At 70.2% G+C, this 15,446-nt stretch carries 14 protein-coding genes, 1 tRNA gene and 1 pseudogene; 6 read left to right on the plus strand and 10 right to left on the minus strand.

Features of this window, described 5'->3' with window-relative positions; genetic code table 11:
- Positions 1 to 56: 56 nt before the first annotated feature.
- The 3 genes and pseudogenes from ACFFNX_RS10820 to ACFFNX_RS10830 form a co-directional block, all read right to left on the minus strand.
- Positions 57 to 1,590, minus strand: a pseudogene (locus ACFFNX_RS10820) (ISL3 family transposase).
- Between the two features lie 240 nt (positions 1,591 to 1,830).
- Positions 1,831 to 1,903 (minus strand) — tRNA-Lys (locus ACFFNX_RS10825).
- A gap of 70 nt (positions 1,904 to 1,973) precedes the next feature.
- Entirely contained in the window at positions 1,974 to 2,411 is a 438-nt protein-coding gene (locus tag ACFFNX_RS10830; RefSeq protein ID WP_378198828.1) for a LuxR C-terminal-related transcriptional regulator, read from the minus strand.
- Positions 2,412 to 2,636: 225 nt separating this feature from the next.
- On the opposite strand from ACFFNX_RS10830, the gene ACFFNX_RS52365 reads away from it, so the two are divergent.
- Positions 2,637 to 3,593, plus strand: a complete 957-nt coding sequence (locus tag ACFFNX_RS52365) for a carbohydrate kinase family protein (RefSeq protein ID WP_446678511.1) — start codon at positions 2,637 to 2,639, stop codon at positions 3,591 to 3,593.
- Here ACFFNX_RS52365 and ACFFNX_RS10840 read toward each other — a convergent pair.
- The 7 genes from ACFFNX_RS10840 to ACFFNX_RS10870 are packed head-to-tail and all read right to left on the minus strand — an operon-like array spanning position 3,568 to position 11,295.
- A complete protein-coding gene (locus ACFFNX_RS10840; protein WP_378198830.1) occupies positions 3,568 to 4,578 on the minus strand; it encodes an Lrp/AsnC family transcriptional regulator in 1,011 nt (336 codons plus the stop codon). The genes ACFFNX_RS52365 and ACFFNX_RS10840 overlap by 26 nt on opposite strands.
- Before the next feature lie 3 nt (positions 4,579 to 4,581).
- Positions 4,582 to 5,427, minus strand: coding sequence for an alpha/beta fold hydrolase (locus tag ACFFNX_RS10845; RefSeq protein ID WP_378198833.1), 846 nt, complete (start codon positions 5,425 to 5,427; stop codon positions 4,582 to 4,584).
- Between the two features lie 12 nt (positions 5,428 to 5,439).
- Positions 5,440 to 6,615 (minus strand): M24 family metallopeptidase, encoded by a 1,176-nt coding sequence (locus tag ACFFNX_RS10850; protein ID WP_378198836.1) that lies wholly within the window; start codon positions 6,613 to 6,615, stop codon positions 5,440 to 5,442.
- Positions 6,616 to 6,617: 2 nt separating this feature from the next.
- Positions 6,618 to 7,514: an ABC transporter permease gene (locus ACFFNX_RS10855; protein WP_378198839.1), complete on the minus strand. Its 897-nt coding sequence runs from the start codon at positions 7,512 to 7,514 to the stop codon at positions 6,618 to 6,620.
- Positions 7,511 to 8,473 (minus strand): ABC transporter permease, encoded by a 963-nt coding sequence (locus tag ACFFNX_RS10860; protein ID WP_378198842.1) that lies wholly within the window; start codon positions 8,471 to 8,473, stop codon positions 7,511 to 7,513. The genes ACFFNX_RS10855 and ACFFNX_RS10860 overlap by 4 nt, the downstream gene beginning before the upstream one ends.
- A gap of 15 nt (positions 8,474 to 8,488) precedes the next feature.
- Entirely contained in the window at positions 8,489 to 10,087 is a 1,599-nt protein-coding gene (locus ACFFNX_RS10865) for an ABC transporter substrate-binding protein (RefSeq protein ID WP_378198845.1), read from the minus strand.
- On the minus strand, positions 10,087 to 11,295 hold the full coding sequence (locus ACFFNX_RS10870) for a dipeptidase (RefSeq protein WP_378198848.1): 1,209 nt from the start codon (positions 11,293 to 11,295) through the stop codon (positions 10,087 to 10,089). The genes ACFFNX_RS10865 and ACFFNX_RS10870 overlap by 1 nt, the downstream gene beginning before the upstream one ends.
- A 180-nt stretch (positions 11,296 to 11,475) precedes the next feature.
- On the opposite strand from ACFFNX_RS10870, the gene ACFFNX_RS10875 reads away from it, so the two are divergent.
- From ACFFNX_RS10875 to crtI, 5 genes are all read left to right on the plus strand, one after another.
- Positions 11,476 to 12,492 carry an ABC transporter ATP-binding protein gene (locus ACFFNX_RS10875; RefSeq protein ID WP_378198851.1) on the plus strand — a complete coding sequence of 339 codons (1,017 nt, stop codon included), beginning with the start codon at positions 11,476 to 11,478 and terminating at the stop codon, positions 12,490 to 12,492.
- Positions 12,476 to 13,549: an ABC transporter ATP-binding protein gene (locus ACFFNX_RS10880; RefSeq protein WP_378198854.1), complete on the plus strand. Its 1,074-nt coding sequence runs from the start codon at positions 12,476 to 12,478 to the stop codon at positions 13,547 to 13,549. Before ACFFNX_RS10875 ends, ACFFNX_RS10880 begins: the two co-directional genes overlap by 17 nt.
- A 100-nt stretch (positions 13,550 to 13,649) precedes the next feature.
- Positions 13,650 to 13,940, plus strand: coding sequence for a hypothetical protein (locus ACFFNX_RS10885; RefSeq protein ID WP_378198857.1), 291 nt, complete (start codon positions 13,650 to 13,652; stop codon positions 13,938 to 13,940).
- Between the two features lie 145 nt (positions 13,941 to 14,085).
- Positions 14,086 to 14,466: a type III PLP-dependent enzyme domain-containing protein gene (locus ACFFNX_RS10890; protein ID WP_378198873.1), complete on the plus strand. Its 381-nt coding sequence runs from the start codon at positions 14,086 to 14,088 to the stop codon at positions 14,464 to 14,466.
- 78 nt (positions 14,467 to 14,544) lie between these two features.
- Positions 14,545 to 15,446: phytoene desaturase family protein (crtI, locus tag ACFFNX_RS10895; RefSeq protein ID WP_378198860.1), on the plus strand; the 902-nt coding region annotated here is incomplete at its 3' end.

The following is a 15,446-nucleotide window of genomic DNA, read 5'->3' on the forward strand; positions in this document are numbered from 1 at the left end:
AGGGGACTGTACGGTTTTCGGCTCTGTCGCTCTTTCGGTGGTAGCGGAGAGTGAGGCTATTGGAGAAGGATGCGGTGGCGTAGGAGATGGAAGCCTGCCCGGCCGTACATCTGTCTTTTGATCAGCTTCGTTTTAGTGTTGACGCCCTCGGTGCCGCCGTTGTGGTATTCGCTGGTCAGGGCGGCGTGGACGGCGTGCTGGTCGAGTCGCAGGCCGCGGATGAACGAGTGGACGTGCGGCAGGTTCGTCTCTTCTGCGGTGTTGATCCACTCCTGCAGCCGTCGCCGTTGCCGTCGGCGGGGGTGAGGAGCTGGGCGAAGTCGCGGATCAGCGAGGCGAGTTGAGTCATCTCCGGGCAGGCGCTGGTGGTCTTGTGGAGCAGTTCCTGCTGGTCAGGCTTGAGAGTGTCCGGGCGGGTGAGGAGCAAGCGGGAGAGCTTGCGGGGCGAGACGGCGGGCCGGTCGTTCTCGACGCGGCCTTGGGTGATGTAGCGGTAGAGGAGGTTCTGACTGCCGGCGTAGCCGCGTTCCCGGATCTCGCGCAGAAGCTGCAGCACGGAACCGCAGGGTCTTCGGCCCGGCGTTTACACAGGTACTCGCGGTAGGGATCGACAAGGGTGGGACGGTACTGGGGTGCCCGACGCATCTGCTCAGGCTCGGCGATCCGCGCGTAGCGCTTGATGGTGTTCAGGGCAAGGTTCAGCCGCCGGGAGCATTCGAGCAGGCCGACGCTCGCGTCGAGCAGGTCGTGGACCTGATGCCATCGCTGCAGGGTCGTGATCTTTCCGCCGTCGAGTTTGCGTACCCGGGAGGCGGTGGCCCAGCAGCCGCTGTGAACGGCCACTTCCTTCCCGGCGGCCTGGGCGAAGTTGTGCCAGATATGCCACCGGTCGCCGACCTGGACGGCATGAGGCAACGCCAGGCGCACTGCGTCGGCATAGCCGGCGGCGCCGTCACGGCAGACGATCTGGGCGCCCGGATGCTCGCCCAGCCACGCGGCAAGGGTGTCGGACCTGCGGTCGGGCAGGACATCGACCCGCCTGCGAGTCTCGGCATCGATCAAGACGGTGGCGTAGGTGCGACAGCGCCGCAGCGAGAAGTCATCCACGCCCAGCACTCGCGGCGTCGCCACCGGCGGAAGCGGGATCCGCAACAGCGCCCGCAACGCGGCATGACGAGAGATCCGCACTCCCAGCGCGGGCAACACACGAGCACTGGCCCGGCCCGCTAACTCCCGAACCACCGCTGCGACCTGGGCGGCCAGGCGGGCGGTCCGTCTTTGATACCGCTCCAGCACCCCAGACACCTGTTCCCGGAACGTCCGCCGCGGGCACCGCCAGTCCCGGCAGGCGAGCCGGCGCACCCGCACGTTCACCACCACCGGCCGCCCATCGACCGCGACATCGGCCACGACCCGCTCGCACCAGGCATGGACATGGGCGGTCTGGACCGCACATCCCGGACACGGGACGGGCACCTGCCGGCTACAGGCCCGCACCCGGATCAGCTCGCCCTCGTCCGTCACATCGTCGATGACCAGGCCGGACAGACCCGAAAACACCACCCCGACCAGCTGGTTGATCTCAAGCACGCCCCAGCGTGACAGGACAACACTCTCCGCTACCACCGAAAGAGCGACAGAGCCCGAACTTTCGGCGCTGACGCGTCACGTTTTGGACCGTCCGCAATCACCCCAGTACAGCATCACTGCAGGCCAGCCGACGGCCCCGGCCGACAAGATCATGACATTCGAGCACCCACGGGCCCAGGCCGCCCCAAAACGCACACTGGGCACCCCCGACAGCGTCGAGAATGCCCAGTTCAGTACGGGTGCGCCGCCAGGGACTTGAACCCCGAACCCGCGGATTAAGAGTCCGCTGCTCTGCCAATTGAGCTAGCGGCGCTTGCGACGTTCGTTACTCTAGCAGTCCCCTCACCACCCTCGCGAATCGAACGATCCTCCCCGGTTCCGGGTCAGCTCTGGGTCTGCCACAGGCTGATCGCGGCGCCTCGGGAGTTCACCTCGAGCTTGGCGTAGATGCGGTTGACGTGGTTCTTCACCGTCTTCTCGCTCAGGAACAGCTCCCTGGCGATCTCTCCGTTCGAGCGGCCGCTCGCGATCAGGTCCATGACCTCCGCCTCTCTCGCGGACAGGCCCAGGTGGGCTCGGTCGGCGTCGCGTACGGCCTGGATCAGCCTTCTCGCGGTCAGTTCCTTCGGGCGGAGGCAGCCGCTGGCGCCGTCACGCAGGGCCACGGTCGCCGCCGCCGGCGACGGGCACAGCACGAACACGCGGGCCGTACGGCTCAGCGGGGCCGTGTGCGCGGCGGAGGAGAGCCCCAGCAGGACGACGTCCGGTCTCAGTCGCCTGGCGGCCTCGATGGGCTCGCCCGGCTCAAGAAGCACTTCCACCTCGCCACTGCTCCTGAGCGACGACATGAGAGAAGGGTCGCCGTCGACGACCATGACGCGAAGTGGTCGGTCCGAACTCATCCGGCCTCCGGGGGGCACCGTATCAGGCCGGAGCATAACCCGGCCGCGTGCGATCTGAGATGAAGATCTAGCGTCGATCCCACGGCCGCCCCGCCTCGACGTCACACTGTACGGGCCGGCCGGCCCACGACGGGATGGTGCGAGATGAGCCCGACGGACGTGCTGGTGGTCGGTGGTGCCGGAGTCGACACGATCGTGCGCGTGCCGGCCCTGCCGCTCCCGGTCCGCGATTCGATCACGGTGCCGCCGGTCGAGGACTTCGCGGCGCACACCGGCAACGGCGTCGCCCTCGGCTGTCACGCGCTCGGCCTGCGGACCGTGTTCGTCGACGTCATCGGTGAGGACGAGCAGGGACGCCTGGTGCGCCGCACGTACGAGGAGGCCAGTCTGCCGTTCCGGTACGCGACCCATCCCAGCGGCACGCGGCGCAGCGTGAATCTCGTCGACCCGCAGGGCAACCGCCTGTCGTTGTACGGCCCCCGGCACCCGTCCGGCATGAAGGTCGATCCCGGGCTGTACCGGACGGCGGTGCGCGAGGCCCGGCACGTGCATGTGTCGATCATGCCCTGGGCCGCGGACGCGCTGGCGGCGGCCGTGGCCGCGGGCACGCCGACCTCGACCGACCTGCACGACTGGGACGGTGAGAACGAGCACCATCGTGGGTTCGCCATCCGGGCCGACGTGGTGTTCGTGTCAGCCGCCGAGCTGAGTGAACGCGTGGACGCGGTGGCCGGGGAGATCATCGAACGGGGCCGGGCGCGGGCCGTCGTGGTCATGGCCGGGGCCGCGGGCTGCCACCTCACCGTCCGCGGCGAGCCGGTCCGCGCGATCCACGCCGCCACGCTGGCCGGCCGGTCGTCGACGGCAACGGCGCCGGTGACAGCTTCGTCGCCGCGTTCCTGTACGCCCGGCTGCGCGGCGACTCCTGGGAGGACGCGGCACGGGCCGGCGCGATCGGCGGCGCCTACGCCTGCGGCACCGCCGGCACGCACACCTCTTTCGTCGACGCCCCGACGCTCGACGGCGAACCGGCCCGCGTCGCGGGCGGCGGGTAGGCCACGGCGAATCGGCCGCCTCAGGCGTCCCGGCCCGACCCGTTGAGGCGGCCGCGCCACCAGGGAGTCTCGATGAAACCCCGTTTGAGGTTGAGCATCTCCATGTTGGCGGTCCAGCCCTGGACACCGGGGAGCGGGCCGAGCGTCCTGGTCACGAAGTCGAACACGTCGCGCGTCGTCGGCAGGATCACCTCGCACATCAACGAGCTCCCGTTGAGTGTGGCCGCGACGTACCGGACGCCTTGATAGGTGGCGAGTTCACGGGCGGCCGAGTCGAGGTTGGCCGGCGTCACCGTGATCATGAAGATGATCTCGGACTCGAAGCCGAGGGCGGGCGCGGGGACCAGCGTGTTGACCAGGATGCATCCCCTCGCCCGCAGCGTCTCGAACCTGCGGCGGACGGTGCTCTCGTTGACCCCGATCACGTCCGCGACGCCCTGGAAGCTGGCCCGGCCGTCGTCGCGGAGCACGGCGACGATGGCCCGGTCGGTGTCGTTGAAGTGGCTGGAGTCGCACTCGTGCGGCTCGACGGGCGTGTAGACGTGGTCCTTTCCGGTCAGGAGCTGGCGGCTCCAGTCGTTCGTGGCCTTGTAGGTGTGGAGCAGCAGGTCGGTCTCGCATCGCGACACACCGTCGATCGCCAGCACCTCGTCGATCAGGCGCGTGTGCAACAGGTCGTCCGTCCGCACGTTCAGCTCGGCGATGATGTCGGTCTCCCCCGTCACCAGCGTGAGGAAGCGGACATCGTCGCGGCGGACGAGCTCCAGGGCGACCTTGGCCTGGCGGCCCGCCTCACAGCCGATGCGGAGGATGAACAGGTTCACCGGTCCCGCGTGGCTGATGTCCGGGGTCACGCCGACGCGGACGATGCCCTCGGCGAGGAGCTGCTGGGCGCGGCGCGCCACCGTGGGGACCGACGTGTCGCAGACGTCGGCGACCGACGTCCAGCTCGCGCGGCCATCGCTCTGCAGCGCGACGATGATGCGCCGGTCAAGCTCGTCGAGTTCGTTCAGAACCGGATTGATGCTCATTCCTTATCGCTGATCGGCGCCCACGTCGCGCAGGAAGTCGCGGACGACCTTCCGCCACCGCACGGCCTCCTCGATCTGGGGAGAGTGCCCCGACTTCTCGAAGACGACCAATTCGGCGTCCGGAATGAGCGACACGATTTTCTCACTGCTCTCGACCGGGGTTATCCAGTCATCCCGCCCGACGGTGACGAGGGTCGGGCAGATGATATCGGGCAGCTGCCCCTTGATGTCGTAACCCGGCTGATTCACCGCGAAGGCGAAGTTATGCGTCTCGTAGCGGTAAGGGGTGGCCGCGACTTTCTCTTCGACCTTTGCCGGGTCGTAGACATGGTCATAGAGCGGCAGGATCTCGCGCCAGCAGTCGCGCAGGTCATCGTTGTCGCGTACGAGGCCGTTGTTGATGCGGTCGAGTTTCTCCACGTCGACGGTCACCCTCGTCGAGCCGAGCGCGTTGCGGCGCGCGGCCTCCTCATTGTCATGGTCGGGCGAGGTGTCGCGCAGGACGAGCGCCTTCACCCGCTGCGGGTGGCGAATCGCGTACTCCATCGCGATGAACCCGCCGTACGAGCCGCCGGCCATGACGATCTGCTCGGCCCCGATCCACTCACGCAGCCCATCGACGTCGGCGGCCCACTGCTCGTGGGTGAACGGCGGGTTGCCGCCGCTCTCCCCCGATCCGCGGGCGTCGAAGACGACGACCCGGAAGGTGTCGGCGAACGGCGCGAAGGTCGCCCGCGGCTCGGCGCGGGAGCCCAGCCCGGGAGCGCCGTGGTGCGCGATGAGGACGGGCGCGCCCTCCTCCCCGAAGACCTCGACCGCCAGTTCGTTGCCATTGATCGTGACGAACACGATCCCTCCTTGCTAGACGGGGACGACGACGTCGTCGAGCGAGCGGGGGTGGAAGGTGAGGGGGACGGCCGCGTCATCGGTGACGAGCATGCTGTCGGAGATCCGGTATCCGGCGTGCCCGGTGACGTAGATGCCGGGCTCGTTGGACACGACCATGCCCGGCTCCAGCACCGTGGCGTCGCCGTCCTCCAGCCATGGCGGCTCGTGCATGCCCAGCCCGATGCCGTGTCCCTGGCGGTGCCGGAGGAACCCTTCCAGCCCCGCGTCCCGGATGACGTCCAGGCAGGTGCGGTTCACGTCGGCGCACCGCGCCCCCGGCCGGATGCTCGCCGCGCCGACCGCCTGGGCCTCCCGTACGGCCTCGTAGTAGCGACGCTGCTCCGCCGACGGCTCACCGAGCACGAACGTCCGCTCGCCCTCGACGAAACGGCCGCCGACCGCGCACCCGAGGGAGAGCACGAACGTGTCGCCGGGGCGCAGCCGGCGAGCCGACGGCAGCCCGTGCGGGCGCGCGCTGTTCTCCGCCGCGTAGACCAGGCCGCCGGCCAGCGGCGAGACCACCACGACGTCGTCGTGCTCGGCGTACATCGTGCGGCTGCCGAACGACGTCACGTGCGCGGCGAGTTCGGCCTCGCTCGGCAGTTCCCCGCCGGCGGCGACGGCCTGTTCGACCAGTTCCCGCCCTGCGGTGAGCATCGCGTCGGTGATCCGCCCGGCCTCGCGGTGCAGCGCTGTCTCCTCGGGCCGTTTGCACAGGCGGGCGCGTTCGGCGACGCCGGTCCGGACGAACTCCCTGCCGGGAAGCGCGGCGCGAATGGCGGCGAGACGGTCGACCGCCATGCCGCCCGGATGGCCGACGCGCCGGCCGCCGGGCACGCGCCCGGCGAGCGCGTCGAAGGGCGGGACCACCCCCGGGTACTCCGGGTAGACCACGAGTTCGGCCGCGGTGTTCTGGACCTGGGCGTGCTCGACTTCGAGGTCGGGCAGCAGCAGGGCCGTGGTCCCGTCCACGCCGATCCACGCCGCGACCGGTCGCTCGCAGGGATGGTGGAAGAACCCGGTCAGATACGCCACGTCCTCCGGAGAGTCGGTGAGAAGAGCGTCCACACGCTCGGCGGCGAGGGCCGCGCGTACGCCGTCCTGCACGTCGGCGTAGAAGGCGGCGGGAAGCCGCTGGTCGAACGCCACGCTCAGTCCTTCCTCGTCCGCGGGTCGCGGGCGTCGTTGTAGGCGATGGAGAGCAGGGTCGCGGCCACCACCAGCGCGAGGATGGCCAACGACGGGAAGAGCGTCGTCCACCACGCCTCCTGCATGGCGCCGGACTGCTGGGCCTCGAAGAGGATGCGGCCCCACGACCAGCTGTTCGGGTCCCCGAGCCCGAGGAACGCCAGGCCCGCCGCGGACAGCACGGCGCGGGACGCGGTGAGCACGACGGAGACCGCGATCACCGGCGCCACCGCCGGGAGCAGGTGCTTGCGGATGATCCACAGCGGCGATCCGGTGGCCAGCCGCGCGGCGTCCACGTACGGCAGCCGTACGACCGCGAGCGCCTGTGACCGTACGACGCGGCTGACCTCCGGCCAGGAGAAGAAGGCCAGGACGAACACGATGGTCTGCAGACTCGGCCCGACGAGGGCGGCGACGAGGATCATCAGCGGCAGCACCGGAAGGGACAGGAAGAGGTCGACCAGTACGCCCATCACCCCGTCGACCCAGCGGAAGTACGCGCTGCACACGGCCACGGTCACGCCGATGACGATCGCCAGCGCGGTCGCGCCGGCCGCGACGAGCATGCTGGCCCTCGTGCCGTACACCACCTCGGCGAACACGTCGCGGCCGAGGTTGTCGGTGCCGAACCAGTGGCCGGCCGAGGGTGGTCGCAGGATCGCCGTGCCGTGGCCGCGCGGATAGCTCGCGAGCAGCGGCGCGGCGACCGCGACGACGATGAGCAGGGCCAGCAGCGCCATCGCGAGGACGCCGAGCGGGTTGCGGCGGAACGCGTCCCAGGTCGCCTTCGCCGCGGCGGGCCGGTCCGCCACGTCCGCCGGGTCCGCCGCGCCGGCCGTGGACTCGATGAGTGAGGTCATGCGGTTCGCACCCGTGGATCGAGCAGCCCGTAGGCGAGGTCGGTGAGCAGGTTGGCGACGATCACGGTCGCCGACAGGAGTACGAAGGCGCCCTGCAGAACCGGGAAGTCCAGCTGGGTCACGGCCTCGTAGATGCCGCGCCCGATCCCCGGGTAGGCGTAGATCGTTTCAGTGAGCACGGCGCCGCCGACGACGAAGCCGAGCTGGAGCCCGACGAGAGTCGTCGTCGGCAGCAGCGCGTTGCGCAGAGCGTGCTTCCAGACGACCTTGCGCTCACCCAGCCCGTTCGCACGGGCCAGCATGCAGTAGTCCTCGCCGAGCGCGTCGATCAGCGTGGACCGCAGCGTGAGCACGTACGAGCCGAGCTGGACGAACACCAGCGACAGGCACGGCAGGACCAGGTGCCGCAGCACACTGCCGTACCAGGCGATCCCGTAGGTGTTCTCCGTGTAGGCGCCCCCGATCGGGAACCAGCGCAGCTTCAGGCCGAGGAGGTACAGCAGGAAGATCCCGATGCTGGGGACGAACAGGGACTGCCCGATGACCCCGCTGAGCTGCACGGCCCGGTCCCAGAACCCGCGGCGCGAGGCCGCGACCACCCCGAGCGGGACACCGATGACGATCGTGACGACCAGCGCGGAGACGGTGAGCAGGAGCGTCCACGGCAGCCGTTCCATCAGCGCCGTGGTGACCGGCACCGACTGGCTGAACGACATGCCCAGGTTCCCGTGCAGGAGCTGCCACAGGTACTTGCCGTACTGCACGGCCAGCGACTGGTCCAGGCCGTACTGGTGAAGCAGCGCCTGCCGCGTCTCCCTCGTCATGTTGGGCGTGGCCACCGCCAGCGCCGGGTCGCCCGGCAGCAGGCGGAGCATGAGGAAGGTGACGGTCACGGCGAACCAGATCGTGACCACTCCGCGGAGGAGCCGTCGCAGCGCGAATCGGGCGAGAGGCGGCATGGCGGTGGCCCTTCGTCAGCTGTTCGGCTTGACGTTGGCCAGCGACTGCGGATCGACGATCGACAGCAGCTCGCTCGGCTTGACGACGAACCCGGTCCAGTTCGTACGGTGCGCCACGTAGAGGTTCTGCGTGTACATCACGTTGTCGTAGACCTGGTCGTGCACCAGCTTGGCGGCGGCCTGGACGAGCTTCTTCTGCTCGTTCACGTCGGTCGTCGCCTGCGCCCTGGTCACCAGCGCCGACAGGTCGGGAGCGTCGACGTGGGAGTAGTTGATGATGCCCTTCGGCAGGTAGGTCAGGGTCATGTTGGTCGCCGGGTCGTCCATGATGGCGAAGTTGCCGGCGTAGATGTCGAAGTCACCCGCGTCCGTCTTGGCCAGGTACGTGTTGCGCTCCAGGCCCTGCGGCTTGATGGTGATCCCCGCCTTGGCCGCGTCGTCCCTGACCATGGTCGCCCACTGCGCGGTGACCGGGTCCTGCAGGGAGTAGATCATCCGGAACGACAGCGGGAACCTGCCGCTGCCGTCCGCGGTGTATCCCGCGTCCTGCAGCAGCTTGCGCGCCATCGCCGGATCGAACATGTACTCCTGGAGCGACGGGTCGTAGAACTGCTTGAGCACCGGCATGATCGGGCTGCTGCCCGTGGAGACCGCCTGGCCCTGCAGGACGACCTTGCGGATCGCGTCGTAGTCGACGGCGTGGGCCAGTGCCTGGCGCACCTTGACGTTGTCGAGGGGCTTCTTCGCCATGTTGTACGCCAGGTGCGAGTAGCCCAGACCCGGCACCTCCTCGACGGTGATGCCGGCGGCCTTCTTGAGCGGCTCCACCTGCGCGGGCGGCAGCGCGTTGGCGATCGCGTCCACGTCGCCGTTCTTCAGCGCGAGGATCTCGGTGTTGACGTCCGGATAGACCTTGTAGACCACCTGGCTCACCGTGGGCCGGCCACCCGGCGCCAAGGGGTACGGCGTGACCCGCTCCAGCGTGTAGCTCTGCCCCTTCGCCACCTTGGTCAGCTTGAACGGCCCGGCGCTGACCCAGTTCGCGTTGTTGGCGAACTTCGCGACGCTGCCGGCCTTGCCGAACACGTGCTCGGGGACGACGTTGCCCCAGAAGCCGACCTCCGGAACGACGGTGGCGTCCGGCTTGGACAGCTTGAGCTCGACCCGGGTGGGTGACACGGCCTTGGCCGAGGAGAAGTTCGCGAGCTGCCCGTACAGCGTGCCGGCAGGCTTGTCCTTCTTCACCGCGTTGAGCGTGTAGGCGACGTCCGAGGCGGTCAGCGGCGTTCCGTCGCTCCACTTCAGGTCGCCGCGGATCTCATAGAAGCCCGTGGTCGGGTCGGTGTACCCCCACTTGGTCGCGAGAGAGGGCTGCTTGCTGCCGTCGTTCCCGATCGTCAGCAGGTGGGGGTACATCAGGTTGGTCAGCCAGTAGTCGGTCCGGCTGCTGCCGATGAGGGGGTTGAAGTTCACCACGTCGGTGGTGGTGGCGATCCGCAGCTGGGCTCCCGAGCCCGACTCGGCCGCCTTCTTGCTGGGCGCGCAGGCGCCCAGCGCGCCGGTCAGCACGGCCACCGCGGCCGTGCCGGCCATGAGTCCGGTGCGCCGGCGCATCACACCCACACCTCTTCCAGCACCCGTAGCGTGTTGCCGCCGACCACGGCGCGGATCTCGTCGTCGGAGTAGCCGTGGGAGACCAGCCAGCCGATGATGTTGTAGAAGCACTCGGCCGGGTTCTCCAGGCCGTCGACGTACTCCACCTTCGGGAACTCCACGCCGCTGTGCGCCTGCCCGATCGACAGGTTGGCCGAGAACGCGTCGTGCAGGCCCACGTGGTCGCCGAAGAGGGTGTCGGGCCCGAAGGTGACGTGTTCGATGCCGATGAGGTCCACGCAGTGCACGAAGTGGTCCATCACCGACTCCAGCGAGTGGCGCGGATGGTCGTGGGACAGCGTCGTGTGCGGCGCCGCCTCCAGTCCGAGGACCCCGCCGCGCTCGGCGCAGGCCTTGATGACCGCGTCGGGCTTCATCCGGTTGGTCGGCCAGACCTCGCGTGACCCGCAGTGCGTGATGAAGATCGGCTTGGTGGACTTCTCGATGACCTCCATGGCGGTCCGGTCGCCGGAGTGGGAGACGTCGATGGCGATGCCGAGCTTGTTCATCCGCTCGACCGCGCGCTCGCCGAAGAAGGTCAGGCCGCCGTCGCCGCGTTCCTTCAGGCCGCTGCCGAGGGTGTTCGCCTCCGAGTAGGCGATGCCCATCTGGCGGACGCCGAAGCCGTACAGGACGTCGAGCCGGTCGACCTCGTTCTCGATCATCGTCGCGGCCTCGAGGCCGAAGACGTGCGCCACGCGGCCGGTCGCGTGAGCGTCGTGGATGTCCCTGACCGTCTCCCCCCTGACCACGAAGTCCTGGTGGGCGAGGTCGGCCATCCGGACGCCGAGGTCGAACAGGACGTCCTGGTACTTCCAGCCGGCGTCGCTGCTGATGCAGCACGTGCCGTCCATGCCGTTGTCGAACACGGCGGTCATCCCCGAACGGGAGAGGCCCTCGTAGCCGGTGGGCTCGCGGCCCTGCCGGATGTGCTCGCGGAGGTCGGACATGTCGTCGGGGAAGACCTGGACGTGCTCGTGCAGCGAGATGACGACCTCGTCGGTCAACAGGCGCTTGGTGCGTTCCAACTGCGCGTCGGACAGCTCGAGGCCCTGGTACGGGGGTACCCGGCCGATCTGCTTGGCGTACGCGATGTCCCGGTAGTCCTTGCCGCGCTCGAGGTACTCGTAGGCGGTGTAACCGGTGTAGCGCTTCGCGGGCTCGAGCACTGGCTCTCCTCTCGCCTCCCGACTCGCATCGGACCGTTATCGCTGTTACTTCGGGTCCGAAAGCCGAGAGTTCCGTGTGGCCGCATACTCTTGCCAAACTTCGGCGGGAGTGTCAAGGTATCGGCAACATTCCGGCTGAATACACGTCTGAGCTTGTTACATCCGGCGCTAGGAGGTTTCGTGGCGGTTACGTCGACCTCACCGACGGCGGCGCGATCCGCGTTGCGCGTACGCGGCCTGTCCGTCGAATTTCGGACCCGGCGGGGTCTGGTCCCCTCGGTCCGGGGTGTGGATCTCGACGTCGCGCCGGGCGAGCTCGTGGCGCTGCTCGGTGAGTCCGGATCGGGCAAGTCGGTGACCGTGCGCTCGATCATGGGTCTCGACGCGGACAACGCGCGGTCGAGCGCGGACGAGATGCGGCTGGGCGACACCGATCTGCTGGCGCTGGGCGACGACGAGCGCCGCCGGCTCCGCGGACACCGGATGAGCATGGTCTTCCAGGACGCGCTGTCGGCACTGAACCCGGTGCTCTCGGTGGGTGACCAGATCGGTGACCTGATCCGCGCCCACACCGGCACCTCACGGCGCGCCGCCCGCGCCCGCGCGGTCGAGCTGCTCGCGATGGTCGGCATCCCCGGGGCGTCCCGGCGGGTCGGGGACTACCCGCACCAGTTCTCCGGCGGGATGCGCCAGCGGATCCTCATCGGCATGGCGATCGCGCTCGAACCGGAACTGCTCCTCGCCGACGAGCCGACCACCGCGCTCGACGTCACCGTGCAGGCGCAGATCCTCGAACTGCTCGACCGGCTGCGCCGCGAGCTGGACATGGCGGTCCTGCTCATCACGCACGACCTCGGGGTGGTCAGCGAGGTCGCCGACCGGGTCGCCGTCATGTACGCCGGGCGGATCGTCGAACGCGGCAGCGGTGACGACCTGCTCTCACGGCCCGCGCACCCCTACACCGAGGCGCTGCTGACCTCGGTACCGCAGGTGGAGGACCTCGGCCGGGACCTGGTGACCATCCCCGGCTCCCCGCCGAACCCGGAGCGGGTCCCGCCGGGCTGCGCCTTCCATCCCCGCTGCTCATGGGTGGTGGAGGACTGCCGGAAGACACGTCCGGCTCTCATCGAGATACGACGCGGGCGGGACTCGGCCTGCCACCGCGGTCAGGAGGTCGTCGGTGCCGTCCACGAGTAGCCCCCGCACACCGCCGCCGGCCGGAACGGCGGCGCCCGGGGAGGTCGTGCTGGAGGCTCGTGACCTGGTGAAGACCTTCACCACCGGGCGCGGCGGCCTGGGCCGCACCCGCGTGTCCAGCGTGGACGGGATCAGCCTGTCACTGCGCGCCGGCGAGTCGCTGGGCATCGTCGGCGAGTCCGGCTGCGGCAAGTCGACCCTCGCACGGATGCTCGTCGGCCTGGAGGTGCCGGACTCGGGCTCGATCGGCTACCGCGGCCGCGACGTGACCGCCGCCCGTCGCGGCGACCGGAGGCTGCTGCGGCGAGGCGTGCAGATGGTCTTCCAGGACCCCTACACCTCGTTGGATCCGCGGATGACCGTGCTGGAGATCGTCGGCGAGCCGCTGAACGCGTCCCGTACGGGCACGCGGGCCGCGCGACGCGACCGGGTCGCCGAGTTGCTCTCCCTGGTCGGCCTGGCGCCCGGCCTGATGGAACGCTATCCGCACCAGTTCTCCGGCGGGCAGCGGCAGCGGATCGGGATCGCCCGCGCGCTGGCGCTGGAGCCGGATGTCCTGGTGTGCGACGAACCGGTCTCCGCGCTCGACGTCTCGGTGCAGGCGCAGGTCGTGAACGTCCTGCGCGACCTGCAACGGCGACTCGGCGTGACGCTCCTGTTCATCGCCCACGACCTGTCGGTGGTCCGCCACGTGGCCGACCGCGTCGGGGTGATGTACCTCGGGCGGATCGCCGAGATCGGACCGACCGCCACCGTGTACGAGGCGCCCGCCCATCCGTACACCCAGGCGCTGCTGTCCGCCTCGCCGGTGGTGGACCGGTCGCGGCGCGGGCGGATGGCGGCACGGATCGTGCTCGACGGCGACCCGCCGTCGCCGACCAGTCCCCCGGCCGGGTGCCGGTTCCACACCCGGTGCCGGATGGCCCGCGACGACTGCCGGACCGACGTGCCGTCGCTGCGCCGGCCGTCCGAGGCACCGGAGCGGGCGCGGCTGGCCGCCTGCCACCACGCCGAAGACGCCCTCACTCGCCTGGAGGACGTCTTCGGCCCGGCGTAGCGGGTCTCCCTCCGGGCCGGGGCGGTGGCGACCGGACGGAAGGCCTCCTGGTCTCATGGTCCGTGCCCGACTCCGACCGCGAGCCTCCTGTGAGTACGCCGTGAACACCACCGCCCGGACCCTGGCCGATCCGGACACCCCGTTCGCCGACGGCGGCTACACCGCGGTCGGCATCGACCCGCACAAACTCCCCCGCGTGGTCGCCCTGCCGCGCCGCGGCGTCACCCTGCGCGTCCTGCTGGACAGCACGGAGCAGGCGTCGTGCGTCGCCGAAGGCGCGCGGGAGGCCGGCGTCGCCGTTCCCACCCAGATCGAGATCGGCCCGACGCCCCCGCGCTCGTCGAGATCGGCCGCGTTCTGCACGACGCGGGCTGTCTCGACGGCGTCCTGACCCACGCGGGCGAGTCCTGCTTCGCCCACACCCGCAGGAGCGGCTGGGCTCCACCCCCACCGCCCACGCCACCGAAGACCTCACCGGGGTCACCGAACCGCGCGCGGGGAACCATGTCTTCTTCGACCAGATCGAGGACCTCGCCCTGTCGGTCGTCGTGACCGTCATCGGCCACCGCCCCGAGTACGGGTGGATCGTCACCGACGGCGGCTGGATGGCCATGTCCCGCGACCGCGGTACCGCGGCCCGGGCGCAGGACCAGGGCTACGGCCTGGTCACCGACCTGACGGGCGAGCCGATCCCGGGCCTCGTCATGACCGCCGCGAGCCGGGAACACGGCACCCTCACCGCCCGCGACGGCGCCGACCTGCCGGAGTCGCCCATCGGCACCCGTCTGCGCGTCCTGCCCGACCACGCCTGCGCCACCGCGGCCCGGCATCACGGCTACCACGTCATCGGCGGCACCGGGAGCACGGACCCGGCACCCGCGATCGAGGCCTTCTGGCCACGCGTCACCGGCTGGTGACCCGCCGCGCGGTCACCCCCGGATACCGGGGGCGCGGTTTCGCGTTACCGGGTGGGCCCGGGGGGTAAGCGATGCGACATGACACGCTGTTCGATCGTGCCGGGCCGGACCGACCATGTGGTCGTCGTCGGCGCCGGGCTGGCCGGGCTGGCCGCCGCCTCGCACCTGTGCGGGCGCGGTCGCACCGTGACGGTGCTCGAACGCGACGGGGTACCCGGCGGCCGGGAGGGCCGTCTCGACGTCGGCGGTCATCGGCTCGACACCGGGCCCACCGTGCTCACGATGCCCGACAGCGTGCGCGACACGCTGGAGGCCACCGGCGCCTCGATGGACGAACGGCTGCCCCTCGTCCGCCTCGACCCGGCGTACCGGACGTTCTTCGCCGACGGCGCGTCGCTCGACGTGCACACCGGCGCCGAAGCGATGACCGAGGCGGTCCGGGCGTTCGCCGGGCCCCGTGAGGCGGCGGGTTACGCGCGGCTGCGCGCCTGGCTGACCCGGCTGTACGAGGTCGAGTACGCCGGCTTCATCGCGGCGAACGTCGACTCGCCGCTCGGCCTGCTCACGCCGCGGCTGGCCCGGCTCGCGGCGCTCGGCGGCTTCGGCCGCTGGGAGAACGCCGTCGGCCGGTTCCTGCGCGACGAACGGCTGCGGCGCGTCTTCACCTTCCAGGCGCTGTACGCCGGGCTGTCCCCGCGCCGGGCGCTCGCCCTGTACGCGGTCATCGCCTACATGGACACCGTCGGCGGCGTGTTCTTCCCCCGCGGTGGCATGCGGGCGCTCCCCGACGCCATCGCCGGCGCGGCCGCCGACGCCGGTGTGGAGTTCCGCTACGACACGCGCGTCACCTCGCTCGAACGCCGCGGCCGCCGCGTCACCGCCGCGCTCACCGCCGACGGCGACCGGATCCCGTGTGACGCCATCGTCCTCACCTGCGACCTGCCGGCCGCCTACCGGCTGCTCGGCCGCGTGCCCCGGCG

Origin of the sequence: Actinoallomurus acaciae (assembly GCF_042429965.1) — a bacterium.
GTDB classification, from domain to species: Bacteria; Actinomycetota; Actinomycetes; order Streptosporangiales; family Streptosporangiaceae; genus Actinoallomurus; species Actinoallomurus acaciae.